The organism is Bacillus sp. FJAT-26390 (genome assembly GCF_001682865.1).
GTDB lineage: Bacteria > Bacillota > Bacilli > Paenibacillales > Paenibacillaceae > Pristimantibacillus.
Window position 1 is genome coordinate 206,032 of sequence record NZ_MAQX01000022.1, and the last position, 25,288, is coordinate 231,319.

A 25,288-nucleotide genomic window follows, 5' to 3' on the forward strand; every position below is an offset into this window, starting at 1 on the left:
GAAGGAAAGCTGGTGTACTTATGGAAAAAAGTTCTTTGCAGTTAACGGAAAAGTTGCCCGAGGCAGCTGGTTGCATTATCGATTGTATCGGACGAACGCCATTGGTTCGCTTGGGTTCTCTCTTTGCTCCAAATGGAGCATCGGTCTATGCCAAGCTGGAGATGATGAATCCCGGCGGAAGCATGAAAGATCGTCCAGCCCGTTATATTATCGAGCAAGGGCTAAAGAATGGAACCATAAAGCAGAACACTCATATCATCGAGAGTACATCAGGCAATTTAGGGATTGGGCTAGCGATGACTGCTAAGCGATACGGTTTGAAGTTCACTTGCGTTGTCGATCCCAAAATAACGTCGACCAACCTGCGGTTGATTACGTATTTGGGAGCTAACGTGGACATGGTGAAAACACCTGACGAACAAGGAAGCTACCTGCAAACCCGCATCCGCAGAGTCAAGGAATTGGTGGAGCAGGATCAACATGCCTATTGGATTAACCAGTATGCCAACCCGCTTAACTGGCAGGCACACTATCATGGAGCGGGCGAGGAGATTGTACAGCAAATGGGCGATAAAGTCGATTATCTGGTCTGTGCGGTCAGTACGACAGGCAGCATACTTGGCGTTTCGCGAAGGGTGAAGGAAGCGCATCCGAATGTCAAAATCGTTGCGGTAGACGCGGTAGGCTCCGTTATTTTCGGAACGCCATCCCGCCAGCGTGAGCTGCCAGGAATCGGTGCGAATCGCGTTCCCGAATTGTATACGCCGGGAGAAATCGACCATGTCATTCACGTAGATGACCGTGAGTCGGTAATAGGCTGCCGCTTGCTAATGGAGCGTGAAGGGATTTTTGCAGGCGGCTCAACAGGCTCCATCGTTGCGGCGCTGCAAAAGCTGCTGCCTACCATACCGCCGAATTCCAAGGTGGTTACTATTTTTCCAGATCGCGGAGAGCGTTATCTTGACAGCGTATACGACGAAAAATGGGTAAATGCGCTGCCGGAGCATGTTGAAGTTGTCTAATTATCAAACTTAAATCAGGGAGTGAATGGAGAATGGTTGTTACTGAGGAGCAAGAGATTTTGTATTTAAGCAAGCAGGATATTATCGATTTGGGCGGCGCGCATTCGGCGCCATATGTAGCTGCTGTCAGCAGGGCTCTTATGCTGCATTGCAAAGGCGAGTACGTGCAGCCGCTTAAGCCATATTTGCGAATGGCGGGCAATGAAGGCCATATCGCCGATCGGATTATCGCAATGCCGGCTTATGTAGGCGGAGATGTTAACGTAAGCGGCCTAAAGTGGATAGGCAGCAAGCATGATAATCCCGCGAAACGAGGCAGAGAGCGGGCAAGCGCGTTAATTATTTTGAATGATCCCGAGTCCAATTATCCCATTGCCGTTATGGAAGGCAGCTTGATCAGCAGCATGCGCACAGCTGCCGTTACGGTAATCGGGGCACGTCTTCTGGCTAAAGAAGGATTTGGCGTAGTATCTGTCATTGGGTGCGGCGTTATCGCCAAGATGCAAATCAATTCCTTGCTTGAACAATTTGAGGGGATTCACACCGTTCACTTGTTCGATCTAAACCTGGCTGCGGCACTTCAGCTAGCCCAGGAGATTGGCGATAAATTCAATCATGTCGAGGTTAAAATCGAAGAAACGTCAGAGCAAGCCGTACGTCAGGCGGAGGTTCTCGTAACCGCAACGGTAGCATCCGCGCCGCATATTCCGTTTGAATGGCTCGCAAAAGGCACGTTTGTCAGCAACATTTCGATCATGGATCTTCACAAGGATGTGTTCACGCAAGCGGATAAAGTCGTTGTAGATGACTGGGATCAGTCGAACAGGGAGAAGAAGGTGATTAACCAACTGGTGCTTGAAGGCAAGTTCTCTCGCGAGCAGCTGCACGCTGAGCTAGGCGAGATTCTTATTGGCAGCAAGGCTGGTCGCGAGACGGATGACGAAATTATTGTACTGAATCCGATGGGTATGGCCGTTGAGGATATCGCGAGTGCGGCCGAGCTGTATACAAAGGCGCTAGCTGCAGGGAAGGGGACCCGGTTATGTCTATAACGTTTACGGGACAAAAGCAAGAGATAGCGCGGATTGCTGATGTCATACGTGAGCGGAAGCAGCAGCAGAACGGACCATTCTGTGCGTATTTGCACAATATGACCGCTCTGCGGAAGCAAACCGCGGACCGGGTACGTTCGTTGCCCGAATTCTGCAAATTATTTTATGCCATTAAAGCCAATTCGGAGGAAACGATCTTACGGGCGCTTGCCTCTATTGTGAATGGCTTCGAGGTTGCTTCTCTCGGGGAAGTGGTGAAGGTGCGCCAAGTGTCTCCCGATATTCCGATTCTGTTCGGCGGGCCCGGCAAAACAGAGGCTGAGCTGGAAGGCGCCTTGCTGCATAATGTGCAATTGATCCATGCCGAGAGCGTCCATGAATTGAACAAGCTAAATGCGATCGCAGGCCGCTATGGCAGAACTGCCTCGGTTTTGCTGCGCATTAACCTAAAAGGGCCGCTTCCTAAAGCTACCTTGGCGATGGGCGGACGACCTACGCAGTTTGGCATTGACGAATCGCAATTGCCGCAAGTGATGGAGCATATCAAGGAGCTTCCGCATATTCGGGTGGAAGGATTTCATTTTCATTCCTTATCCAACAATCTGGATGCGGCGCAGCATGTGCAATTAGTCCAATATTATTGCGTAATAGCGCGGCAGTGGGCAGAAGAGTATGGCCTCGAGCTTCGTTATTTGAATGCAGGCGGCGGCCTTGGCGTTAACTATTCCGAGCTGGAGCAGCAGTTTGATTGGAGCCTTTTTGTAAATGGATTGGAGCAAGAGGTAGTGAAAGAGAAAAGCGATGGTTTGACGATTCTCTTTGAGTGCGGCCGCTATATTACGGCTTCCACCGGTTATTATGCCGCTGAGGTGCTGGATATCAAGCGAAACCATGGCAAGTCTTACGTCATTGTCAGGGGAGGCACGCATCATTTTCGCCTGCCTGTATCTTGGCAGCACAGCCATCCATTCGAACTGGTTCCGATTGATGACTGGCCTCACTCCTATGAGCGTCCCTCTCTTACCCAAGCCGCCATTACCGTTGTAGGCCAATTATGTACGCCAAAGGATATTTTGGCCCAGGACGTTGAAGTGGCGCAGGTGCGTGTAGGTGATGTGCTGCTATTCGAGTTTGCGGGGGCATACGGCTGGGCGATATCCCACCATGATTTTTTGAGTCATCCGCATCCGGAGCATATTTATTTGGAATAGCAGAAGCATTGATTCGGCGGCATGCAGCGGTTTTGGCATTTACTTTGGAGGTGGAGCATGAGCGAACTAGCTTGGTCATTAGTGCAGTCGGATGAGATCATTTTGGTCAGACGGCGCATTTTTCGGCAATTGATAGAGTCATTTTTGTACGAACGGATTTTAGTAGACACGGTCGTTAGCGGGGAAGCGGAAGCCGAGTATGTGCTGCACGGGGTAAGCGAGCGGGGGGAGTCTGTAGAATACCGGTTCAAGGCCTCGCGAAAATGGAGCTTTGGACGCATCCGCCTGTCAGAGGAGCCTGTTATAAGGGTTGCAGCAGGAGAATCGCGAGAGGCGGAATCACTTTCCCGTTTTTTACTAGAGATGTCCACTTCCATTCCGGCAAAGGAGGATAAGCTTTCTTCCTTCATCGATGAAATTCAGCAGACGCTTTTGAAGGATACGATGTCTCTTCAGCTGAGCAAGAATCCGCAAAATTCAAAGCTGACGGACTACGACGAATGGGAAGGCGACCTGATGGACGGCCATCCGTACCATCCCTGCTACAAATCGCGAATTGGGTTTACGCTAAGCGATAATGCGGCTTATGGGCCTGAATTCAAAAAGGATGTCAGGCTTGTTTGGGCGGCGGTTCGCCGCAGCGCCGCAAAGCTCTCGGTATCGGAAGCACTGGATTATGAGGTTTACATGGCATGCGAGCTGGAATCGGATTACGGCTTGTTCAACGAAATGATCAAAACACGCGGTCAAGACCCCGAGGACTATATCATGATTCCCGTTCATCCTTGGCAGTGGGACCATGTTATTGCGACAGAATTCGTTGAACAGATGCGTACCGGTGAATTGATCTTCCTCGGCAGGGGCAATGAGCTGTATCGTCCGCAGCAGTCGATACGGACTATGGCCAATAGGAGCGACCGGCGGAAGGCTTACGTTAAGCTGCCGCTCAACATAACGAACACCTCATCGGGCAGGATCTTAGCCCAGCATACGATTATGAATGCGGCGCGCATCTCGGACTGGCTCGGTAAAGTAGTAGCGGGCGATGATTATTTACGGGATGCGCAGAGAGTGATCGTGCTCAAAGAAGTGGTTGGCGCGTCCTATCACCATCAGAAGCTTCCGAATATTTTGGAGCAAAAGGTTTACGGCTCGCTTGGAGCCATATGGCGGGAAAGCCTGCATCCTTATTTGGAGCCGGGTGAAGAAGCGATTCCCTTTAACGCTCTCGTTCATACGGATCTTCATGGGCGCCCCTTTATTGACTCTTGGGTTCAGGAGCATGGCCTTGAAAAGTGGCTGGAGACGCTGATCCAAGTATCAGTCTTGCCTTTAGTCCATCTGCTGTATGCGCACGGAGCGGCTTTGGAGTCGCATGGGCAAAATATGATTGTCGTGATGAAGCAGGGGATTGCCCAGCGTATTGCGCTGAAAGACTTTCATGACGGCATACGTTATTCACCGAGTGTGCCTCATCCGCTAGGGTATCCGGCGATTGAATATCCGCCTGCGAATCACCAGCGCTTGAACAGAAACTCGTTTATCGAGAAGGATCGGCCGGAGGAGCTGACTGATTTCTTGCTTGACGCTCTGTTTCTCATCAATCTCTCTGAGATTGCGTTTTTCTTGGAGAAGCATTACGGCTTTGCGGAACGCCGTTTTTGGGCAGTGACGGCGGAAGCCGTTATCGCGTATCAAAAAGATTTTCCTGAGCTGCAGAGCCGGTTTGATTGTTTTGATGTTTTTACACCTGAAATCGAAGTAGAGCAATTAGCCAGACGCCGAATTGATGATGGAACGATCGATTGTGTTCACCGTGTAAGCAATCCGCTTCATGCTTACTGGTTAGAGCGCTATTCATACAGCGAGGAGTGAGAGAGGTGCGGATCGTCAGCGAGCAAGATACGTCCAGCGACAAGCGGGCAACACATAAGAGGTTTACTTTCTATAAGGCAGCGATGCTGTCGCCTTACTACGTAACCGTTAGAAGGCGAATTTTTCGCCAGTTGGTAGAGTCGATGCTGTTTGAGGGCATTGTTGCCCACACCGTGATGGAAGGAGTGGCTGGTACAACCTGGACCATTGCAGGAATGAGCTTATCGGGGCAGCCGGTTGTATACGCCTTCGATGGTACGCGGCGTCATACATTCGGCCGCATTAGGATGAATAAAGGACCTGTCATAAGGCAGGCAGAAGAATCGGCTTCGGAGGCAGAATCCATCGGGCTCTTCTTGCTGGAGATTGCGGGCGCAATCGGCGCCGATGAGCAGAAGGTATTGCATTTTATACAAGAGCTGGAGCAGACCTTGATTAACGATACGATGGCTCAGTACAAGCGCCATCAAGAAAAGCTAAACCTGCATGAGCTGCCTTATGATGATTGGGAAAGCGGCATAATGGACGGACATCCCTACCATCCGAGCTATAAGTCGCGCATCGGCTTTGACATGTCGGATCAGCAGACTTTTGGACCTGAATTCGCCGAGCCTATTGCTCCGCTATGGGTAGCTATCCGCCGTGAGCGCGCTCAAATAAGCCATTCCTTCGGCACTCCGAATCCTGGTTCATCAAAGTGGCTTCAAGATCAATTGGGCGAGCAGGTGTTGGATAAGTTTACCGCTCGAATCCGGCAGGCTGGCGTTGATCCCGATCAATATATTTTGCTGCCTGTCCATCCATGGCAATGGAGAGTTATTTTAACTTCGGTGCTTGCAGCCGACATTCACAATCATCATATTTTGCCGCTTGGCAGTGCGGAGGAGTTTTATACCGCCCAGCAGTCTATTCGTACGCTGGCTAATCGCACCGCGCCGAGCAAAGCATATCTCAAGCTGCCGCTCAGCATTTTGAATACGTCGACAGGAAGAGTCCTTGCCCCTCATACGGTAGCGAATGCGCCTATTATTACGGACTGGCTAAAGCGGATAACGAGTCATGACCCTTATTTGCGAGATGAATTACGTGTCATTTTGTTAGGCGAGGTCGCTGGCATCTCCTATGACAACAGCCATATTCCCTCACCTTTGCAGCCTAAATCCTATGGGGCGCTCGCTTGTATTTGGCGGGAGAGCATACATACGCAGCTGGAAAAGGAAGAATCGGCGATTCCGTTTAACGCTTTGTGCGCCTTGGATACGGATGAGAGGCCGTTTATCGCCCCTTGGATTGAACGTTATGGAATCGAGCGCTGGCTTGATGAGCTGCTGAAGGCAAGCATCAGCCCGATCATTCATTTTTTATATGCGCACGGGATCGCTTTGGAATCACATGCCCAGAACATGGCGCTTGTCCACCGGGAAGGGCTGCCGGTCCGCGTAGCGCTAAAAGATTTCCATGATGGCATCCGGTTTACGAGGGACGGGCTGAGCGATGCTGCGGATTGCCCGGATTTGGTTCAAACTCCTGAATATCATCAGCGGATTAATCGCAATTCGTTTATCGAGACACCGGATTTTTCCGCTGTACGCGACTTTGTGCATGATGCATTCTTTTTTATTAATCTCGGAGAGCTGGCTATTTTCCTGCAGGAGCAGTTCGGATTGGATGAAATCACGTTTTGGAACAAGGCTCGTCTTCTGATTGAACAATATCAGATGCGATTCCCTGAGCATAACGAGCGGTACAGCCAATTTTATTTATTTGAGCCTTTGATCGGGGTAGAACAATTGACTGCACGCCGATTGTTTCCGGATACAGAGCTCCGCATCCACCAGGTGGCCAATCCCTTATCACGGCATAGCAGCTAGAAAAATGGGTATTTATGGGTAGATAGCTACTGAATGAAAAAATAGTACATGAAATGAAAAAGTTTATGCATGGACAGCGTTATAGCATGTAGGCTATTTTATTAATAATGGTTATCATTCTTAATTAGACACAGGGGGATAAAGGAATGTTGTTAAGCAATCGAATTCGAAATTTTAAATTAGGGGTATCGCTTTCCCTTATCGCGCTGATGATTTTGGTGTTGGCTGCATGCGGCAATGCCGAATCGGGCACAGAAAAAAATGCAGTAAACAACGCTGCAAATGCGGGAGAGGAAACCTCCGAAGCATCAACTGAGCCAGCAACGGAGCGGACGGTCAAAGATGCATACGGAGACGTGAAAGTTCCAGCTAATCCGGTGAAAATCGTCGTGCTTGATATCGGCGCGCTTGATAATTTGCTGGAGCTAGGGATTACGCCTGTCGGAGCGCCATCCATTCTAGCTGCCGGAGATCCTTATCCGGCTTACTTGAAGGGGACAGACGGAATTACGAACATCGGCTCGGTCAATGAGCCTAATCTGGAAGCGATCGATGCACTACAGCCTGATCTGATTATCGGCAACAAAGATACGCATGATGCGATACACGATCAGCTGGCAAAAATTGCGCCTACCGTATTCGTAGAAACGTTAGGCGTAACGTGGAAAGCCAACCTGCAGCTGCATGCTGAGGCAGTGAACAAGCTGGAAGAAGGCAAAAAGCTGCAGGAAGCCTACGATGCTAAAATAATGGAGTTAAAATCTAAATTAGCTGATAAAGGCAAGACGGTATCGCTATTCCGTCCACGCGCCGACAAAATTCAAATTTATTTGAAGGATACGTTCGCTGGAACCATCATGAGTGACGCTGGCATTGCTCGTCCCGAATCACAGAACATCGAAGGTTTCTCCAAGGACGTGACTGAAGAGCAAATGAGCAATCTGGATGGAGATGTGATCCTTTGGTTCAACAGAGAGCCGGATGCGTTTGCCAAGGTTGAAAAAAGCGCGCTATGGGCTTCCTTGAACGGGGTCAAAAACAATAGCGTCCATGCGGTTGATTGGGAATATTGGATGAGCGGTCTTGGCATTCAAGCAGTGAATAAGGTCGTCGATGATCTGCAAACATTTCTTGTAAAATAATTAAAGATTGGGCCGTCCGAGTGGCGACCCAATCTTTCTTCGTTTATTTGACAATCATGTGCTGGAGGTATGGGAAGTGAAGCCCAGATTGATGGGAGTGGCTGTTCTTATTATTCTTGTTGGTGCTGCCTTAGTTGGAAGTATTATGTTTGGAATTGTACAAATTCCGTTACGCGCCGTGTCCAATGCTTTCTGGTCTTACGATGCTTCCCAAGAAGCGCAGCTGATCATCCGATCCGTTAGACTGCCAAGGGCACTGATCGCCGCGGCGGTAGGCGGATCGCTTGCGGTTGCCGGCTGCTTGATGCAGGCGCTTAGCCGAAACGCGCTGGCAGGCCCCGAACTATTCGGGGTGAACTACGGAGCTGCTTTAGCAGTAGTTATCGCTTCTATTGTATTAAATTCCACCTCGCTTGCCGTTTTCTCTTGGTCGGCGTTACTCGGCGCTGCGGTTGCAGGCGCATCGGTATTTTTGCTTGGTTCGCTTGGCAGAGATTCATTGACTTCGGTCAAGCTAGTCCTTGCCGGTGCTACGATTAACCTTTTGCTCACGTCCCTAACGCAAGGGATACTTATATTAAATGAACAATCTTTGGATACGATGCGGTTTTGGCTAGCTGGTTCGCTTACAGGACGGGATCTGCAATTGTTTATGCAGGTGCTTCCTTATATGCTGGTTGGTTTGGTTTGTGCGTTTGGCCTAAGCAATCATATGAATGTGATCGGTCTTGGAGAGGAAATGGCGCAAGGACTTGGTCAACGCGTGTTTTTTATTAAAGCAATCTGTATCGTCGCTATTGTGCTGCTTGCAGGAAGCGCGGTTGCCATCGCTGGTCCTATCGGATTCATCGGTCTAGCTATTCCGCATATTGCACGTTCCCTTGTAGGACTGAATTACCGTTGGATTATCCCTTATTCCGCATTGCTCGGCGCTCTGCTTTTGCTGCTTGCGGATATTGGCGCGCGGTTTGTACTGCCTGAACAAGAAATTCCTGTAGGTGTCGTCACTGCTTTCTTCGGAGCGCCATTTTTAATTTATTTGGCTCAGAGAAAGGATGGGACGACATAACTTCTTCTATTATAAAGGGACGCTGGCTGTGGATCGTTATTTCGTTGTTTGTCATGAATGTAGTTGTGCTGCTTCTAAACATTACTATCGGTGAAAGAAATGTGCCTGTTATGGATGCCATCCAGACAGCTATAGGCATGGGGAATGATGAATTTGCATTTACGATTCGCGAGGTGCGGCTGCCAAGGGTGCTAACCGGATTTCTGGCAGGCTGCGGCTTAGCCTTGTCAGGGACGATCCTGCAGGTCGTTACCCGTAATCCGCTGGCATCGCCTGGTGTCATTGGACTGAATGCAGGCGCCGCTGCCACTGTGGTAGCCGTGCTGGTGCTTGTCCCTTCCTTTCCAATGAGCCGTCTTCCTTTGGTTGCCTTTGGGGGTGCGCTTCTGGTCGCGTTAGCCATCTACAGGCTCTCTTGGAAAAAAGGAAGCTCAACCGAGCGCATGCTGTTGGTTGGCGTTGGCATATCTGCAATGGCAGGCGCGCTTATTACGTACTTGCTGACAGTGGGCAAAATTTTCCGCGTGTCCCAAGCCTTTGTATGGATGGCCGGCAGCTTATATGGCCGGACGTGGGAGCATTTTTGGCCGCTGCTTCCATGGATCGTTATTTTATTTGTGCTGCTTATGTTATATACACGTTCATTGGATTTACTGCTGCTCAGTGACAGCTCGGCAATTGGCATGGGGATACGGCTCGAACGAGTCCGATTTTTACTCATCTTATTTAGTGTAGGCTTGGCAGGCTCAGCCGTCTCGATGGCCGGAACGATTGCTTTTGTCGGGCTGATGGCTCCGCATATGGCTTCACATCTGGTAGGCACGCGGAGTATGAAAAGGCTGCCGGTTGCCGCACTACTCGGAGGGCTCATCGTGATGCTGGCAGATTTGCTGGGGAGAGTGCTCTTTTCGCCATTTGAGATCCCTGTGGGGTTAATTACTGCATTGATAGGCGCGCCATATATGATTACTTTGCTGATTCGCCGTAGAGCATTATAATAAATGGAAAAGGTTAAGGCTCTACGAAAGGCAGGTTATTTTTGCTAAATGATGCCTCATTCCACGCATACCCATTCACTCTACCTATTCTCATCGGTGCGCAAGAGAAGTTTCGCGGGAAAGCCGGGCATTCGCGCCTATCGGATTCCTGTCTATCTATTATGCTTTATTACAGAAGGGGAAGGCGTTGTTCTCATAGATGGCGCACTGTGCAGAATTCGTCCATTCGAGCTGTTTTTGCTGGTGCCAGGCATGGTTGTGGAGATATCGGAGCAAAGCGGCGGTTTTGCATACTACGGTGTGTTTTTCCAGCCGTTAACGCTAGTAAAAGGTAAAGGAAACATGATTTTGTCCAGCTCAATATCATTGTCGGGTTATCTTCTTCCCGGTAAAATACCTGTTCCTCAGCCTCAGCAGATTCTGCAGCGAATTCTTCAAATGTACGAAAGCAGCAGGGAAGAGGGGAATAAGGACCGTTTATCGCTCCGGCTGCAGCTGGAACAATTTATCCAAGCGATAATCAAGAGTGCGCCGGAGCCAGCTGAGCAAAGCGATGAGCGCATTAACCGAAGCATTGCTTATATGGAGCAGCATTATACGGACAAAATAAATATCGGAAAGCTTGCAGAAACTGCGGGGATGCCGGCAGTCGCATATTCCCGTCTGTTTCTTAAAGTTACCGGTTGCCCTCCTGTGGAATATTTGGGCACGATTCGAATGAACAAAGCGAAGCAGCTTCTGAGCAAAAATCATAACCGTGTCAAGGAGGTTGCTGCCGCTGTCGGATTTCGCAGCGAGTTTTATTTCAGCCGAATGTTCCAGCGTATGGTGGGCGTGTCTCCTACTATCTATATGAAGCGGGAGACGCTAAGAGTAGCAGTAGCCTCTTCACTGGATTTCCAGCAATATTTGCAAGCTTTAGGGATTGAGCCAGTATGCGTGCTTGATCTCTTCCATTATCCCGGATTGGGGGAGAAGGAGTATGCGGAACGGTTCCGCAGCCAACGGGAACAGTTGAAGCGCTCTGCCCCCGACCTTATTATCGCCGACCATTATCAAATGGATTTCCGTGAGACTTTAAAAGAAATCGCATTTCCGGTTATGCTCGACTTATCGGTATGGGACTGGAAACGCAATTTTTTGAAAATTGCAGAGCTTCTTGGCCGCGAGAGTGAAGCGGCTCAAACGTTAACCCGTTTGGAGATGCGGACTGCGGAGGTCAAGCAGGCGCTGCAGCAAGCTTTGGGAGATCGCCGGGTGACGGTTATGCAGGTCAATCATCGGATGATTGGCATTCAAGGCACGGCAGGCCATCCGTTAAATGAATTGCTTTATAGTGATCTGGCATTGAAGCCAGGCGCTCCGGGAATCGGCGATATTTGGAGACAGGAAATGCTGCCAGAGTCTATGCCTATTTTAGAAACCGAGCATTTGTTTATACATAAGCATCATGTGCTCGCAGGCAGCGAGAGGATGTACCAGCGAATGATACAGACAAGCACATGGAATCGTATACCGGCCGTACCGAATGATAATGCCAAACTCATTCAAAATTGGTTCGTAATGAGCTGGACGCCTATTGGGCGGCAAACCATTATGGATGAGCTGATGGAGCTCTGTATCGATCAAGACAGCCGTCAAAAAAGGTTGAACATGGCTTAGCCTAGTTCAGCCTTTTTTTCGCATGTTCATCTAATTGTCAAATGCATTCCTTGACAGGAATATTCCGGCTAGTGTATGTTCGAAGCAGGAAATGAACAAAATACGTATAGAGTCATGTAAGGTCATCGTTACTATAATCGCTTTTTTGGAGTAGGTTTTGAGTATGAATGAAACGTTATTTAGCGCGCTTGCCGAACCAAACCGTCTGCATATTGTCGAGCTCTTGCGCAGCGGCCCGCTGACCGTGGGAGAAGTAGCTGAACAACTTGGCTTTAATCAGCCGCAAACGTCCAAGCATCTTAAGGTCCTTCATGAATCCGGACTAGTTGAAGTACAGCCTAGCGCAAACAGGCGTATATACAAGCTGCGGCATCAGCCGCTCATTGAGCTGGATGATTGGTTGGATTCTTTCCGCCGGCTATGGGAAGAGAGATACGATCGTCTTGAAGATTATTTGCTCGAGCTGCAGGAGAAGGATAAGGAACAGGGCAACAAGGAATAAGAAAGCCGCATTCCCGCATTTTGCCTATAAAAAGGTTCGAGAAAAACACCGGTAATCGGTGTTTTTTCTTTTTTCAAAGCGCATTTTTTTGACAAAGAAAGCGGAATTGTATTGACCTGTTCTTTTTAAAGAACTACAATAGTTATATTGTCTGTTATAACGTCTTTTATTTTGGTTGCAGGTTGTTAGCTTATCGTTAGGATCTAAACTGGCCGAAGGAGAATCTTATGATTGGGGAACGGATTAAAAGTCTACGGGAAAAAAAGGGCTATTCGATAACGAAGCTTGCCGACCTAGCAGGCGTATCCAAGTCCTATTTGAGCTACATTGAACGCAATATGCAGAACAACCCATCTCTTCAGGTAATGGCAAAAATTGCAGCTCCTTTGGATTCTAACATTGAGTATTTGCTTGGAGAAGAGCATTTACCAAAAATTCATGACGATGAAGTATTGGACGAGGAATGGCGATCCATTATTAAAAACGCTGTTGATGAGGGAATGAGCAAAGGCGATTTTCAAGCTTTAAAGGACCTGATCCGCTCGAACATGTGGAAGGAAAACAGGACGGAGGACAGCGTCTATTTGAGCGAGAAAAAGAAAACATCAAATATCATTATTCTTCATATCGATAACTGAAGCTGAGCGAAAAAAAAGAAAAACGTGTATTGACATGTTCTATATAAAGAACTAATATTGTGTTATCGTTCTTTATAACAAACATATTAAGCAGGTGTGCGAATGGATGGGAAAAGGTTAGAGGATCTATCTGCGTCACGCAACGAGATAGACAGAGTAAAGGTCAAAGAAATTAATCTCAAAGCTTTATACTCCACGGTTAGAAAGCGGCTATGGATCGTTGTGCTCATTACGATGGCCGTTACAGTGCTAGCAGGCGTTTACAACTCTAGACCCGAAACGCCCATGTATGCCTCATCCGCAAGAATGATTATTGCTGCGTCCTCAGAAATGATGGGCACGGTGAAGGTGCTGTTTCGCGAGCCTATCGTCCTTAACAAGGTCATAGAGGAGCTGGAGCTTAATCGTTCTGTCTCGCAGCTAAGAAGCCAAATCAGAGTCGATAGCGTAGAAGGTTCGCTTGTTACGGTCGTATCGGTTGTGGACAGTGATCCGAAGCTTGCTGCTGAGATTGCCAACGTCGGCGTTGAAGCTTTCCGGCAAGTAGCGGCAGCTACGCTCGGTGTAACGAACATTCAGCTATTAACGAAAGCGGAAGAAAATCCTTTCTCGATTAACGTGAAGAGCAACACGATGGTGTTCGTTGGATTTATGGCAGGTCTTATTTTAAGTATAGGCTTAATCTTCTTGCTCGATTCGCTTGATGATTCTATGAAGTCGGAACGAGAGATTGAGGAGCTGCTCGGCTTAACGATGCTGGGTCAAGTAACCAAAATGAAACGAAAAGATTATGCCAGAAAATCAAAGAAACAAAAAAGCATTGTTGCGCGGGGTGAGACGATTGGTTCGTGAACGGCAAAAAGCGTCAAAGTCTTATGTAAATAGAAGCTTGCTTGCTTACATTAATCCTCACGGCTCTATTTCAGAGCAGTACCGAACCATTCGGAACAATATTCAGTATGCTTCAAACGGCAGCAAGGTTCATTCGCTGCTTGTCACCTCCCCCTCTGAGGGTGAAGGCAAATCGACAACGACTGTCAATCTGGCGGTATGCATGGCGCAGCGAGGCGATCGTGTTCTCATCATCGACGCAAACTTCAGAAACCCGATTATTAACAAGATCTTTAGTGTGCAAACCTCGCCAGGGCTGTCGAACATCTTAGGCCAACAGCTCGAAATTCGCGAGGCTATCTACAATACGGAAGTCGAAGGCTTGGATATTTTGCCGAGCGGGCAGCGCCTTTATAATTCGACAGAGCTGCTGGATTCACAGCTTATGGTCGATGTGATGCAGTATGCATCCGAGCATTACGACATGGTGCTGCTGGATTGCCCGCCCGTACTCGGCGTACCGGATACGAATGCGCTTGTTAGCAAATGCGACGGCGTGCTCCTGCTACTGCAAACCGGCAAAACGCAGCAAGAGCATGCCATTGAAGCAAAACGTGCCTTGCTGTTCGCCAAAGCGAATATTCTCGGCGTCATACTTAACAAAAAGAGCGTTTGATGATCTCAATCGGATAGCGCTTTTTTTACGGGGCGACTGTTCTTTATAAAGCACAAAAGATGCTTTTAATAAGGGCAGTCACGTTCGGTAATGTCTCCTCACCGTTATCAATGGAGGCACTCGGCCATGCTGTGGGTTACGAAAAACCTTAGACGCGAGTCGTCAAGAGTGTGGTGTGAGGCGGGGTTGAATGCCCTGGATTTTGCATTAGAGTTTTTAACTAAATGGTTTTGTTCAAAGCCTTTTAGTTAAACACTCTAAAGGGGTGTTACATCAAAACTCCTCGATTATTGGCGAAAGCTTAACGCTTCATTAGCATCCACTTTATTTGATGTATGACAGGAAAGGGTGAAATGGCTTTGACGTACCGGCAAAGATTGTCTTTATTGATTTTAATCGACTCAATTATCGTTCTTACCGCCATCTTTTTTAGCCGTTTTTTACTTAGCGCTTCGCTTGATGTGGTAACGGCGCCGATCGTGATCAGCTCGATCACGCTCTTATTGAGTCATCATTTTTTCTCCTTCTATTACAAGCTGTATAAGAAGGCATGGGAGTATGCAAGCGTCGGGGAGCTGCTGATCATATCAAAATCAGTCTCTTTCTCCATTCTTGCAGCAGCGGTCATTCAGCAGGTCGTGCTGGGCGATGTGTTTATGCGCTTGCTCGCAGTGACTTGGATGATTCATATGCTGCTGATCGGAGGCTCAAGGCTTTGCTGGCGAATCTTCCGAGGCAGCTACAATAAGCATGCCGGTCTGCGCAAGCGCACATTAATCGTTGGAGCCGGTTCAGCGGGTACGATGCTTGCTCGGCAGCTGCTTAGCAACAGCGATACGGAGTTAATTCCGATGGCTTTCATAGACGACGATGTCAACAAGCATAATCTCGACATTATGGGATTGCCGGTGCTCGGCGGGGTTGCAAGCATCGCCCAGGCTGCGCTTGAGCATGACATCAACAATATCGTGATCGCGATTCCATCGCTCAGCAAGAAACAGCTGAATACGATTTTTAGCGAATGCGCGAAAACGAAAGCAAAGACGCAAATTATACCGATGCTGGAGGATTTGGCTACAGGGAGAATCTCTGTCAGCCAATTTCGTGATGTGCAGGTAGAGGATTTGTTAGGCCGCGAGCCTGTAGAGCTGGATATCGAGAGCATTTCGGGTTATGTCACCCAAAAGGTCGTGATGGTAACGGGAGCGGGCGGTTCGATTGGCTCGGAGGTATGCCGGCAGGTTTCCCGTTTTTTACCGGAGAAGCTTATTTTGCTCGGACATGGGGAGAACAGCATCTACTCCATAGAGATGGAGCTCAAGGAGCTTTACGGTCATACCCAAATCGAATTTATTACCGAAATCGCCGACCTGCAGGATGCGAACAAAATGATGGCAGTCATGCAAGCTCATCGGCCACAGGTCGTCTATCACGCGGCAGCGCATAAGCATGTGCCGTTGATGGAGCGAAATCCGGAGGAAGCGTTCAAAAACAACGTAATGGGAACCTTAAATGCGGCGAAAGCGGCAAGCCAGGCGCGCGTTGATACCTTTGTCATGATCTCTACCGATAAAGCGGTCAACCCGACCAGCGTGATGGGCTCGACGAAACGAATTGCGGAGATGGTCATTCAGCATATGGACCGGTTCAGCACGACGAAGTTTGTGGCGGTTCGCTTCGGCAATGTCCTTGGCAGCAGGGGAAGCGTTATACCGCTGTTTAAGAAACAAATCGAGAAGGGCGGCCCTGTCACCGTAACGCATCCCGACATGGTTCGTTATTTTATGACGATACCGGAAGCTTCGCGTTTGGTTATTCAGGCGGGCGCACTCGCTAGAGGCGGCGAAATATTCGTTCTAGACATGGGTGATCCGGTCAAAATAACCGATCTTGCCCAAAACGTCATTCGTATGTCAGGCTACACGGTCGAGGAGATTGGCATCCAGTACACGGGCATCAGACCGGGCGAGAAGCTCTTTGAGGAAATGCTCAAGGACAATGAAATGAATGAAAAGCAGGTTTACCCGAAAATTTACATAGGGAAATCATTCGAGATTTATTTTGAACAGATCGAAGAAATAATCGCCCTCCATGACAGTATGAGCAAAGCGGAATTGCGGATCAGGTTGCTTGATCTTGCGAACAACATCGTGGAGCTTCCCGAATTTGCATCCGTTACAGGTTAAAAAGACGAAGGAGTTGCTAAACGTTATGAAAGTTAGAAAAGCCATTATTCCAGCAGCGGGACTCGGAACCAGATTTCTGCCCGCAACAAAAGCGATGCCGAAGGAAATGCTGCCGATTGTCGATAAGCCGACAATTCAATATATTGTCGAGGAAGCGATCGAGTCGGGTATTGAAGATATTATTATCGTGACAGGCAAAGGCAAACGGGCGATTGAGGATCATTTTGACAATTCGCTGGAGCTTGAACAAATTTTAGAGGCTAAGCATAAGTACGAATTGTTAAGCGAGGTTCGCAAATCGGCTGATATGGTGGATATTCACTATATTCGCCAAAAGGAGCCGAAAGGCTTAGGGCATGCCATCTGGTGCGCCCGCAAGTTCATTGGAGACGAACCGTTCGCTGTACTGCTTGGCGATGATATTATCTCCGCGGAGAAGCCTTGCATCAAGCAGATGATTGAAAAATATGAGCAATATCACACCTCGATAATCGGCGTTCAGCGCGTAGCGGACGAGGCAGTTTCCCGTTACGGCATCGTTGACGGCACGCTGATGGAGGATTCCTTCCACCGGGTCAGGCATTTGGTAGAGAAGCCTGCAAGAGAAGCGGCGCCGTCCAATATGGCGATTATGGGACGCTACATTTTAAACCCTGCGATATTTGACATTTTGGGCAATCAAACGCCTGGCGCGGGAGGCGAAATCCAGCTTACCGATGCGATTGCCGCTTTGAATTTATCCGAAGCCGTTTATGCTTACGAGTTCGAGGGCAAGCGTTATGACGTGGGCGAGAAGATGGGCTTCATCCAGACGACGATCGAATTTGCGCTTCAGCGCGAGGATCTGCGATATGAGCTATTAAACTATTTGTCTCAAATGGTTGAAAGAGAAGCCGCTAGAAAATAATTCTAGTATAGGATGGTAAACTTATGCCTAATAAAATATTATTCTGCGCAACGGTTGATTATCATTTCAAGGCCTTTCATCTGCCTATTATGGAATGGTTCAAGCAGCAAGGCTGGGAGGTTCATGTCGCCGCAAAGGGCGAGCTGGACCTCCCTTTCGTTGATCGGAAGTTTAATTTGTCCATTGAGCGGTCGCCTTTGCGTTTGAACAATATAAAGGCTCATCAAGAGCTGAAGGCCATCGTCAAGCAGCAGAATTATAATATCATTCACTGCCACACGCCGATGGGCGGCGTGCTTGCGAGGCTTGCGGCGGCGTCGGTTAGAAAAAACGGCACGAAGGTCATTTATACGGCGCATGGCTTCCATTTTTGCAAAGGGGCGTCGCTCCTTAATTGGATGCTGTATTATCCGATTGAAAAAAGGCTGTCGCGCTTAACCGACTGCCTAATCACGATAAATGACGAGGATTATGCGCTTGCCGTCACCAAAAAATTTAGAGCGAAGCAAATTGCACAGGTACATGGCGTTGGGGTAAACACGATGCAATATAAGCCGATGCAAAAAATCGATAAATGGCGGCTCAGGCAGGAGCTGGATTATCGGACCGATGATTTCCTGCTCTTCTATGCCGCTGAGTTTAATCGCAACAAAAACCATCAGCTGCTGATCCATGCGCTTGCTTCGATCAAAGAGCAGGTGCCGCATGCAAGGCTGCTCCTTGCGGGTACGGGACCGCTGCTCGATGCGTGCAAAGAGCTGGCGTATCAGCTTGGAATCAGCTCCATGGTTCATTTTCTAGGCTATCGCAGCGATATTGACCGCCTGCTGCCGATGTGCGACGTCGCGGTTGCCTCCAGCCTGCGCGAAGGGCTGCCCGTCAATATTATGGAGGCGATGGCTTGCGGGCTGCCGATTGTGGCTGCCGCGAATAGAGGCCATACGGAGCTTGTTCGCGATGGCGTGAACGGGTATGTGGTCGATCAGAATGACGTGGCTGTATTTGCAAAAAGGTTGAAGCAGCTAAGCGAGTCGATTGAGCTAAGACAGCTAATGGGCATGCAAAGCATGCATATCGTTCAGAAGTATAGCTTGATACAAGTTAAGAAAGAGCTAAATGACATTTATAAACCAATGATGGGCCATCCGCAAGGTGAAATGGAGAGATTGCATTGGGTAGTCCTTTAAGAATTTTACATGCTGTAGTAAATATGAATCGCGGCGGTGCCGAGACACTGCTTATGAATATATACCGCCATATTGATCGCTCCAAAGTACAGTTTGATTTTCTCACCTGCAAGGAAGGCGTGTTTGACGAAGAAATTAGATCCCTTGGGGGCAACATTCATCGTATCCCCCATATTACAGAAGTTGGCCATAATGGCTATCTGAAAGCGCTGGATCAATTTTTTCGGAGCAACGCTTCTTATAAGGTGGTTCACTCGCACATGGACAAAATGAGCGGTCTTGTGCTGCGGGCAGCTAGAAGGGCTAACATCGACGTTCGAATCGCGCATAGCCATAACACAAGAAGCGAAGGCGGCTTCGCCACTCGTATATATAAATGGTACGCAGGTACCTATGTACGCGCTGCTGCAACACATTACGTGGCATGCTCAAATGCGGCAGCCCGCTGGTTATTCGGCGACAAGGAGAAGTCTGCTCTTATTTTGCAAAACGGGATATCCTGCGAGCAATTTGCGTTTTCGGAAGAGGTACGCACAGAAATGCGCAGGGAGCTTGGCATTTCAGAGGAATGTCTTGTTGTAGGGCATGTTGGACGGTTTGCTCAGCAAAAAAATCATGACCAGCTTATCGACATATTCAACCAGCTTCAGCAGCGGGAACAAGGCAGCGTCCTGCTGCTCGTTGGTGATGGCCCGCTTAGGGTTACAATCGAACAGAAGGTAAAAGATCTTCGGCTGGAACATAAAGTAAAGTTTCTTGGCATAAGAAGCGATATCGATCGACTGCTTCAAGCATTCGATGTATTTGTTTTTCCATCACATCACGAAGGGCTTCCGGTTACGTTAATTGAGGCGCAAGGCGCGGGATTGCCCTGTGTCATTTCCAATCATATCTCGGATGAAGTGGACATGGGCATCGGCTTAATCGACTTCTTCTCTCTTAAACAAGAAGAGGTAGGTGTGAATCAAATCATTGAGGCAGCTAAGAAGAAATCGCGAGTCATTCCTTCCGGCGCATTGGCGCTCAAAGGTTACGATATCAAGCAAACAGCGCTGCAAGCGACAGCATTATATTTATCCCAATTCGAGGTGACCAATGAGAACGCTAACCGTGTTTACGCCCACGTATAATCGGGCCTATTGCTTGCATCAAGTCTATGAGAGCTTGCAGCGCCAGACCTGTAAGGACTTCGAGTGGCTCATTATCGATGATGGCTCAAGCGATGGAACGGAGGAGCTGGTTGCAGGCTGGATAGCCGAGCAGCTTATGCCGATTAGGTATGTTCTTCAGCAAAATCAAGGCATGCATGGCGCACATAATACCGCGTATGAGCACATAGAGACTGAACTGAACGTATGCATTGATTCTGATGATTATATGCCTGACGATGCGATTGAGCATATCGTTACCTTTTGGAATCAGAACCGGAGCGATAAGGTATGCGGTTTTGTTGGCTTAGACGCTTATACGGATGGAAGTATCGTAGGCTCGGAGCTGCCAGAGGAGCTGGTTAGCTCAACCTTATTCGATTTATACCATAAGCATGGGGTTACGGGCGATAAGAAGCTCGTTTATCTCACATCTCTGACCAAGCTTTATCCTTATCCGCTTTTTGAAGGAGAAAAATATGTTGGTTTGGATTACAAGTATCATCTGCTGAATCAACAGTATGAGCTGTTGCTTCTGAATGAGGTGCTTTGTCATGTTGAATATTTACCGGACGGCTCCTCGCGCAACATGCTGATGCAATATCGCAAAAATCCGAAAGGTTTCGCCTTCTACCGGCAAGCTCTTATAAACCTTCCTATCGGAAATGGTATTTTCAAATATCGGCAGGCGGTCCATTACGTGTCGAGCTGCCTGCTATCTAGAAATAAACGATGGCTGCAAGATTTTCCTGCCAAGGCATTGGCTGTATCGGCATTCATTCCAGGGCTGCTTCTGTATGGTTACATAAAGATGAAGACTAGAAGTACATACGTCCCGAAAGGAACGGCAAATGACTATCCTATGGCTTAATTTATCTGTCGTTTTTTTGTTTGGCCTATGTGCTAGATATTTTTCGGTCCCTGCTTCAGTAGGTCATTCAACCTTTCAGCCGAACAAAATATTAGCCGCTGTGGCCGCGATATCACTTATTCTTGTATCGGGATTGCGGAACAATATTGGAGATACCTTCTTTTACATGCATGGTTACGAGGTAAGCAATTTCGAGTGGAATACGATAACCGAGCAGAAGGATATGGGATTTAGTATTTTGCAAATGCTGTTAAAGCAAATAACAGAGGATCCGCAAATTCTACTTATTACTACGGCGCTTGTAACAAATATGCTTATCGCCATTGTAATGTATAAATATTCTCGAATGTTTGAATTGAGCATGTATGTATATATCACGTCAGGCGCTTTTGTCGTTTCGATGAATGGGCTTAGACAGTTTTTAGCGGCAGCCATTGTGTTTGCAGCAACAAAAGCCTTGTTTGAAGGGAAATGGAAAGTATACATGGCGGTAGTATTATTCGCGGCAGTTTTTCACCAAAGCGCGCTTGTGATGCTTCCACTTTATTTCCTGGTTAGGCGAAAGGCTTGGACGGGCACTACATTTGCTTTATTATTTGTCGCTATTTTAATTGTTATGGGTTTCAATCAGTTCTCTAATTTGTTATTCACGGCTATTCAAGGCACGCAGTACGCCCACTACCAGAATTTCGAAGAGGGCGGAGCGAGTGTTATTCGGGTATTCGTTTTTGCAATCCCGCTCATCATCGCGTTTCTTGGCAGGGAAAAACTAAGGGTGTTATTTCCAAAAAGTGATATTTTAGCTAACTTATCTGTAATTGGTATCGTGCTTATGATTATCTCAACCCAAAATTGGATTTTCGCTAGAATGACAATCTACTTTAACCTTTATCAACTAATATTGATTGGCTGGATCGTTAAGCTGTTTCGCGAGAAGGATCAAAAATTCATTTACTTTGCTATCTTGATTTTTTATTTGCTTTTCTTCTATTTTGAGAGTGTCATTACTTTGGATATTAGGTACTCGAGTAAGTATTTAGTTTGGCCATCGTAAAGGAGGCAATGACGTGAGCTCAGCGGAACGAATTCCTCGCATCCTGCATTATTGCTGGTTCGGGCGGGGAGAGAAGCCAAGGAAGATTGAAAAATGCATGCGCAGCTGGCAAAAGCATTTAGGTGATTACGAAGTGATGGAGTGGAATGAGGACAGCTTCGATATTTCCTCCAATCGCTATGTGAAGGAAGCCTATGAGGCAAAAAAATATGCTTTCGTAAGCGATTATGTTCGTTTATATGCGCTTTATAAGCATGGCGGCATTTATTTGGATACGGATGTCGAGGTGATTAAGCCGCTGAACCCATTCCTTCAGCACGAAGCCTTCTCTGGCTTCGAGGATCAGACGTTTCTGCAATCCGGCACGATGGGAGCGGCGAAGGGGCATCCGTGGATTAAAGAACTGCTCGATGATTACGGCAGCCGCAGCTTCCGCCTTCCAGACGGCTCGCTTGACATGACGACCAATACGGCAGTCATTACCGAAATTTGCAGCCGGCATGATCTTAAGCTGAATGGCGAATATCAAGTGCTGCGCAACGGCGTAACCTTTTATCCGCGCACCTATTTCAGCCCTTATGATTATATTAACGGAGGAAATTACATCACGAATGACAGCTACACGATACATCACTTTGCGCAATCCTGGCTTCCCGCTCACGTAAGGCTCAGAGGAGAAGTGAAAAGAGTTGTAAGCCGAGTTGTCGGTCCCAAAATGATCTCAAAAATGAGACGGATGCTGACATCGAGCGAATAAGCTTTTAGTTTGAATTAGGAGTCCATACTGATGATAAAACGGCTGTTTGATCTTATTGTCTCAACTATTCTGCTTGTAGTACTCTCGCCAATTATTGCGGCTACTGCGATATTGGTGCGCTTTAAGCTTGGCTCGCCCATCGTATTTAAGCAGCAGCGGCCAGGGCAGCACGGCGTTCCCTTCTACGTATATAAATTCCGGACGATGACCTCGGAGAAGGATAGCTTAGGCAATCTGCTGCCGGATCACTTAAGGCTTACGGCCTTTGGGAGCCTAATGCGCAAATTTAGTCTGGATGAGCTTCTTCAGCTGGTTAACGTAGTCAAAGGAGATCTCAGCCTCATTGGGCCACGTCCGCTGCTTATGGAGTATTTGCCGCTGTACAATGAAGAGCAGGCGAAGCGGCATCTCGTCAAGCCCGGCATAACGGGCTGGGCACAGATTCACGGCAGAAATGCAGTCTCGTGGGAAGAGCGGTTTGAGCGCGACGTATGGTATGTGGAGAATCAAAGCTTGGCGCTTGATTTTAAAATACTGCTGCTGACGGTGAAGAAGGTCATACGCTCAGAAGGCGTATCGAATGCCAATCATGTGACGATGCCGACGTTTCAAGGTACGACAAGCCATAGTGAAGGATAAAGCCATTTCTTAAGCAGCGGTTTAGCTTGAGTGAATGGTTTTTTTTATTCAAAAAAAGAATAAAGGATGTGTGGCAAAGTGTCTGCAAATGAAATGAAAAAAATATATTTATCCCCTCCTCATATGAGCGGGAAGGAGAGAAGTTATATCGATGAGGCGTTTGAATCCAACTGGATAGCTCCGCTTGGTCCGAATATAGACGCTTTTGAGAAGCAGCTGGCAGCGTATGCTGGCACTGCGGACGCGGTGGCAGTCAGCTCTGGCACGGCAGCTATACATCTATCGCTGCAGCTGCTTGGCGTTCACGCGGGTGACACGGTATTTTGCTCAAGCTTTACGTTTGTGGCAAGCGCCAATCCGATCCGTTACTGCGGGGCAGAGCCGGTCTTCATTGATTCCGAGCCGGAAACGTGGAATATGTCGCCAGAGGCGTTGAAGTCAGCATTTGAGGATGCCAAACGCCAGGGTAAGCTGCCGAAAGCGGTTATCGTCGTTCATTTGTACGGGCAGGTTTCCAAGATGGACGAAATTATGGAGCTTTGCGAGCAATATGAGGTGCCTGTCATCGAGGATGCTGCGGAATCGCTAGGCTCCACATATAAAGGGAAACAAAGCGGCTCCTTTGGCAAATTCGGCATTTATTCCTTTAACGGAAACAAAATCATTACAACCTCGGGCGGCGGGATGCTCGTTTCAAATGATGTAGAGCTGCTGCGAAAGGCACGTTTTCTGGCTACGCAAGCGAGGGATGCTGCCGCACATTATCAGCACAGCAGCATGGGCTTCAATTATCGGATGAGCAATTTGCTGGCAGGCGTTGGCAGAGCGCAGTTAGAGGTTCTGGATGAGCGGGTGGCAGCAAGAAGAGCGGTATATGAAAACTATGTGGGGGCGTTCTCGGATCGCAGAGGCATCAGCTTTATGCCCGAGCTAACCGGTACAAACTCCAATCGATGGTTAACGGCGATCATCATTGATGAGCAGGAGATAGGATCTACGACAGGGGAGCTGCTGGATGCTTTGACAGCTGCCAATATTGAGGCAAGGCCGCTATGGAAACCGCTTCATTTGCAGCCGCTCTTTGAAGGCTGCCGATTCTACGCCCATGAAGGCGGCGAGTCCGTATGCGAGCGTTTATTCCAGAGCGGCATTTGTTTGCCGTCCGGTTCGAATATGTCGATTATCGATCAAGTAAGAGTCGTTGATTGCATGAATAGCGTATTCGATAGAACGGCTGAGAAGAGCATCCAATCAGCTTAAGCAAAGGGCTAAAGATAACGGTCGCCCTTCTCGCGTGACCGAATGACTCTCGCAGGCGTACCATAAGCGATCTGATAAGATGGGATATCAGATAGGACGGTAGAGCCGGCACCTATGACCGTGTGCTCTCCGATCGTTCTGCCATGAATAATGTTCGCACCCAAGGAAATAACGGAATAGTCGCCAATGCTGACGCTGCCTCCTGTTCCCGCTTTTGGAGCGAGCGTAACGAAGCTGCCGAGCGAGGAATCATGATCGGCGAGAGCTTGGGAATAGAAGACGCAATGCTCGCCAATCGTTGAATCGCTATTTATGACTGAGCCAGCCATAATGACTGTTCCATCTCCAATCCGAACGCCTTTTGCAATGGAGGCAGCGGGATGGATGGTAGTAATAAAGGTAAAGCGCGGATGAATAGCAGAGATCTTTGCTGCGACCTTCGAGCGGAACCAGTTGTCCCCGATGGCAACGATACCGCTGCTGATCGTATCGAGGTTCGCTCCAATCCAGCTGCTATCGCCTAAAACAGCATAGCCATATATGTTAGTGCCAGCCGGTTTATTGTCATCCAGCAAGCCCGCGATTCGATACTTGCCTTCCTTCTCTATCGTATCAATAACGGCCTTCGCGTGACCGCCAGCTCCATATACGATTATATTTTCCATCACATTTCGCCTCCTTGTTTGTTAAATCGTACCGAAGAACTCTTTCATTCTAGCAGATTTATCTC

The 25,288-nt window shown here is 48.2% G+C and carries 23 protein-coding genes; 22 read left to right on the forward strand and 1 reads right to left on the reverse strand.

What is annotated here, in order from left to right; genetic code table 11:
• Window positions 1-20 precede the first annotated feature (20 nt).
• The 22 genes from sbnA (at window position 21) to A7975_RS18220 (ending at window position 24,558) form a co-directional block, all read left to right on the forward strand.
• Complete coding sequence (gene sbnA, locus A7975_RS18115) at window positions 21-1,022, forward strand: 2,3-diaminopropionate biosynthesis protein SbnA (RefSeq protein WP_053377664.1); 1,002 nt, start codon at window positions 21-23, stop codon at window positions 1,020-1,022.
• A 32-nt stretch (window positions 1,023-1,054) separates the two neighbouring features.
• Window positions 1,055-2,074: a 2,3-diaminopropionate biosynthesis protein SbnB gene (sbnB, locus tag A7975_RS18120; RefSeq protein WP_065386051.1), complete on the forward strand. Its 1,020-nt coding sequence runs from the start codon at window positions 1,055-1,057 to the stop codon at window positions 2,072-2,074.
• Window positions 2,065-3,285: a type III PLP-dependent enzyme gene (locus tag A7975_RS18125; protein WP_065386052.1), complete on the forward strand. Its 1,221-nt coding sequence runs from the start codon at window positions 2,065-2,067 to the stop codon at window positions 3,283-3,285. Before sbnB ends, A7975_RS18125 begins: the two co-directional genes overlap by 10 nt.
• Window positions 3,286-3,342: 57 nt before the next feature.
• Window positions 3,343-5,160, forward strand: coding sequence for an IucA/IucC family protein (locus tag A7975_RS18130; RefSeq protein WP_065386053.1), 1,818 nt, complete (start codon window positions 3,343-3,345; stop codon window positions 5,158-5,160).
• A 5-nt stretch (window positions 5,161-5,165) separates the two neighbouring features.
• Window positions 5,166-7,031 carry an IucA/IucC family protein gene (locus A7975_RS18135; protein ID WP_255314331.1) on the forward strand — a complete coding sequence of 622 codons (1,866 nt, stop codon included), beginning with the start codon at window positions 5,166-5,168 and terminating at the stop codon, window positions 7,029-7,031.
• Window positions 7,032-7,177: 146 nt separating this feature from the next.
• Window positions 7,178-8,173 carry an ABC transporter substrate-binding protein gene (locus A7975_RS18140; protein ID WP_082198292.1) on the forward strand — a complete coding sequence of 332 codons (996 nt, stop codon included), beginning with the start codon at window positions 7,178-7,180 and terminating at the stop codon, window positions 8,171-8,173.
• 91 nt (window positions 8,174-8,264) lie between these two features.
• Window positions 8,265-9,242, forward strand: a complete 978-nt coding sequence (locus A7975_RS18145; RefSeq protein ID WP_053377666.1) for a FecCD family ABC transporter permease — start codon at window positions 8,265-8,267, stop codon at window positions 9,240-9,242.
• A 53-nt stretch (window positions 9,243-9,295) separates the two neighbouring features.
• Window positions 9,296-10,240 carry a FecCD family ABC transporter permease gene (locus A7975_RS18150; RefSeq protein WP_082198293.1) on the forward strand — a complete coding sequence of 315 codons (945 nt, stop codon included), beginning with the start codon at window positions 9,296-9,298 and terminating at the stop codon, window positions 10,238-10,240.
• A gap of 48 nt (window positions 10,241-10,288) precedes the next feature.
• Window positions 10,289-11,902 (forward strand): helix-turn-helix domain-containing protein, encoded by a 1,614-nt coding sequence (locus A7975_RS18155; RefSeq protein WP_065386055.1) that lies wholly within the window; start codon window positions 10,289-10,291, stop codon window positions 11,900-11,902.
• A 163-nt stretch (window positions 11,903-12,065) separates the two neighbouring features.
• The gene (locus A7975_RS18160) at window positions 12,066-12,404 is read left to right on the forward strand and encodes an ArsR/SmtB family transcription factor (RefSeq protein ID WP_065386056.1); all 339 of its coding nucleotides are present in this window, start codon (window positions 12,066-12,068) and stop codon (window positions 12,402-12,404) included.
• Between the two features lie 227 nt (window positions 12,405-12,631).
• Window positions 12,632-13,042, forward strand: coding sequence for a helix-turn-helix domain-containing protein (locus A7975_RS18165; protein WP_053374662.1), 411 nt, complete (start codon window positions 12,632-12,634; stop codon window positions 13,040-13,042).
• Window positions 13,043-13,144: 102 nt separating this feature from the next.
• A complete protein-coding gene (locus A7975_RS18170) occupies window positions 13,145-13,894 on the forward strand; it encodes a YveK family protein (RefSeq protein ID WP_082198294.1) in 750 nt (249 codons plus the stop codon).
• Complete coding sequence (locus A7975_RS18175; RefSeq protein ID WP_053374663.1) at window positions 13,884-14,549, forward strand: CpsD/CapB family tyrosine-protein kinase; 666 nt, start codon at window positions 13,884-13,886, stop codon at window positions 14,547-14,549. Before A7975_RS18170 ends, A7975_RS18175 begins: the two co-directional genes overlap by 11 nt.
• Window positions 14,550-14,908: 359 nt before the next feature.
• Complete coding sequence (locus A7975_RS18180; protein ID WP_065386394.1) at window positions 14,909-16,735, forward strand: polysaccharide biosynthesis protein; 1,827 nt, start codon at window positions 14,909-14,911, stop codon at window positions 16,733-16,735.
• A 25-nt stretch (window positions 16,736-16,760) separates the two neighbouring features.
• Complete coding sequence (galU, locus tag A7975_RS18185; protein ID WP_053377670.1) at window positions 16,761-17,642, forward strand: UTP--glucose-1-phosphate uridylyltransferase GalU; 882 nt, start codon at window positions 16,761-16,763, stop codon at window positions 17,640-17,642.
• Window positions 17,643-17,665: 23 nt separating this feature from the next.
• Window positions 17,666-18,829 (forward strand): glycosyltransferase family 4 protein, encoded by a 1,164-nt coding sequence (locus A7975_RS18190; protein WP_065386057.1) that lies wholly within the window; start codon window positions 17,666-17,668, stop codon window positions 18,827-18,829.
• Window positions 18,814-19,959, forward strand: coding sequence for a glycosyltransferase family 1 protein (locus tag A7975_RS18195; RefSeq protein ID WP_065386058.1), 1,146 nt, complete (start codon window positions 18,814-18,816; stop codon window positions 19,957-19,959). Before A7975_RS18190 ends, A7975_RS18195 begins: the two co-directional genes overlap by 16 nt.
• Window positions 19,925-20,848: a glycosyltransferase family 2 protein gene (locus A7975_RS18200; protein ID WP_065386059.1), complete on the forward strand. Its 924-nt coding sequence runs from the start codon at window positions 19,925-19,927 to the stop codon at window positions 20,846-20,848. Before A7975_RS18195 ends, A7975_RS18200 begins: the two co-directional genes overlap by 35 nt.
• Window positions 20,829-21,902: an EpsG family protein gene (locus A7975_RS18205; protein WP_065386060.1), complete on the forward strand. Its 1,074-nt coding sequence runs from the start codon at window positions 20,829-20,831 to the stop codon at window positions 21,900-21,902. The genes A7975_RS18200 and A7975_RS18205 overlap by 20 nt, the downstream gene beginning before the upstream one ends.
• Window positions 21,903-21,915: 13 nt before the next feature.
• Window positions 21,916-22,659: a glycosyltransferase gene (locus A7975_RS18210; RefSeq protein WP_065386061.1), complete on the forward strand. Its 744-nt coding sequence runs from the start codon at window positions 21,916-21,918 to the stop codon at window positions 22,657-22,659.
• Between the two features lie 33 nt (window positions 22,660-22,692).
• A complete protein-coding gene (locus A7975_RS18215) occupies window positions 22,693-23,298 on the forward strand; it encodes a sugar transferase (protein ID WP_065386395.1) in 606 nt (201 codons plus the stop codon).
• Between the two features lie 93 nt (window positions 23,299-23,391).
• Window positions 23,392-24,558: an aminotransferase class I/II-fold pyridoxal phosphate-dependent enzyme gene (locus A7975_RS18220; RefSeq protein WP_141680366.1), complete on the forward strand. Its 1,167-nt coding sequence runs from the start codon at window positions 23,392-23,394 to the stop codon at window positions 24,556-24,558.
• Window positions 24,559-24,566: 8 nt separating this feature from the next.
• Here A7975_RS18220 and A7975_RS18225 read toward each other — a convergent pair whose 3' ends face one another.
• A complete protein-coding gene (locus tag A7975_RS18225) occupies window positions 24,567-25,223 on the reverse strand; it encodes an acetyltransferase (protein WP_053374670.1) in 657 nt (218 codons plus the stop codon).
• Window positions 25,224-25,288: the final 65 nt, after the last annotated feature.

Excerpts from the sequence above, each read along its gene's own strand:
- sbnA (WP_053377664.1), top strand. The coding sequence starts at position 21 with ATGGAAAAAAGTTCTTTGCAGTTAACGGAAAAGTTGCCCGAGGCAGCT.
- sbnB (WP_065386051.1), top strand. The coding sequence starts at position 1,055 with ATGGTTGTTACTGAGGAGCAAGAGATTTTGTATTTAAGCAAGCAGGAT.
- A7975_RS18125 (WP_065386052.1), top strand. The coding sequence starts at position 2,065 with ATGTCTATAACGTTTACGGGACAAAAGCAAGAGATAGCGCGGATTGCT.
- A7975_RS18130 (WP_065386053.1), top strand. The coding sequence starts at position 3,343 with ATGAGCGAACTAGCTTGGTCATTAGTGCAGTCGGATGAGATCATTTTG.
- A7975_RS18140 (WP_082198292.1), top strand. The coding sequence starts at position 7,178 with ATGTTGTTAAGCAATCGAATTCGAAATTTTAAATTAGGGGTATCGCTT.
- A7975_RS18145 (WP_053377666.1), top strand. The coding sequence starts at position 8,265 with ATGGGAGTGGCTGTTCTTATTATTCTTGTTGGTGCTGCCTTAGTTGGA.
- A7975_RS18150 (WP_082198293.1), top strand. The coding sequence starts at position 9,296 with ATGAATGTAGTTGTGCTGCTTCTAAACATTACTATCGGTGAAAGAAAT.
- A7975_RS18155 (WP_065386055.1), top strand. The coding sequence starts at position 10,289 with ATGATGCCTCATTCCACGCATACCCATTCACTCTACCTATTCTCATCG.
- A7975_RS18160 (WP_065386056.1), top strand. The coding sequence starts at position 12,066 with ATGAATGAAACGTTATTTAGCGCGCTTGCCGAACCAAACCGTCTGCAT.
- A7975_RS18165 (WP_053374662.1), top strand. The coding sequence starts at position 12,632 with ATGATTGGGGAACGGATTAAAAGTCTACGGGAAAAAAAGGGCTATTCG.
- A7975_RS18170 (WP_082198294.1), top strand. The coding sequence starts at position 13,145 with ATGGATGGGAAAAGGTTAGAGGATCTATCTGCGTCACGCAACGAGATA.
- galU (WP_053377670.1), top strand. The coding sequence starts at position 16,761 with ATGAAAGTTAGAAAAGCCATTATTCCAGCAGCGGGACTCGGAACCAGA.
- A7975_RS18190 (WP_065386057.1), top strand. The coding sequence starts at position 17,666 with ATGCCTAATAAAATATTATTCTGCGCAACGGTTGATTATCATTTCAAG.
- A7975_RS18200 (WP_065386059.1), top strand. The coding sequence starts at position 19,925 with ATGAGAACGCTAACCGTGTTTACGCCCACGTATAATCGGGCCTATTGC.
- A7975_RS18205 (WP_065386060.1), top strand. The coding sequence starts at position 20,829 with ATGACTATCCTATGGCTTAATTTATCTGTCGTTTTTTTGTTTGGCCTA.
- A7975_RS18220 (WP_141680366.1), top strand. The coding sequence starts at position 23,392 with ATGAAAAAAATATATTTATCCCCTCCTCATATGAGCGGGAAGGAGAGA.
- A7975_RS18225 (WP_053374670.1), bottom strand. The coding sequence starts at position 25,223 with ATGGAAAATATAATCGTATATGGAGCTGGCGGTCACGCGAAGGCCGTT.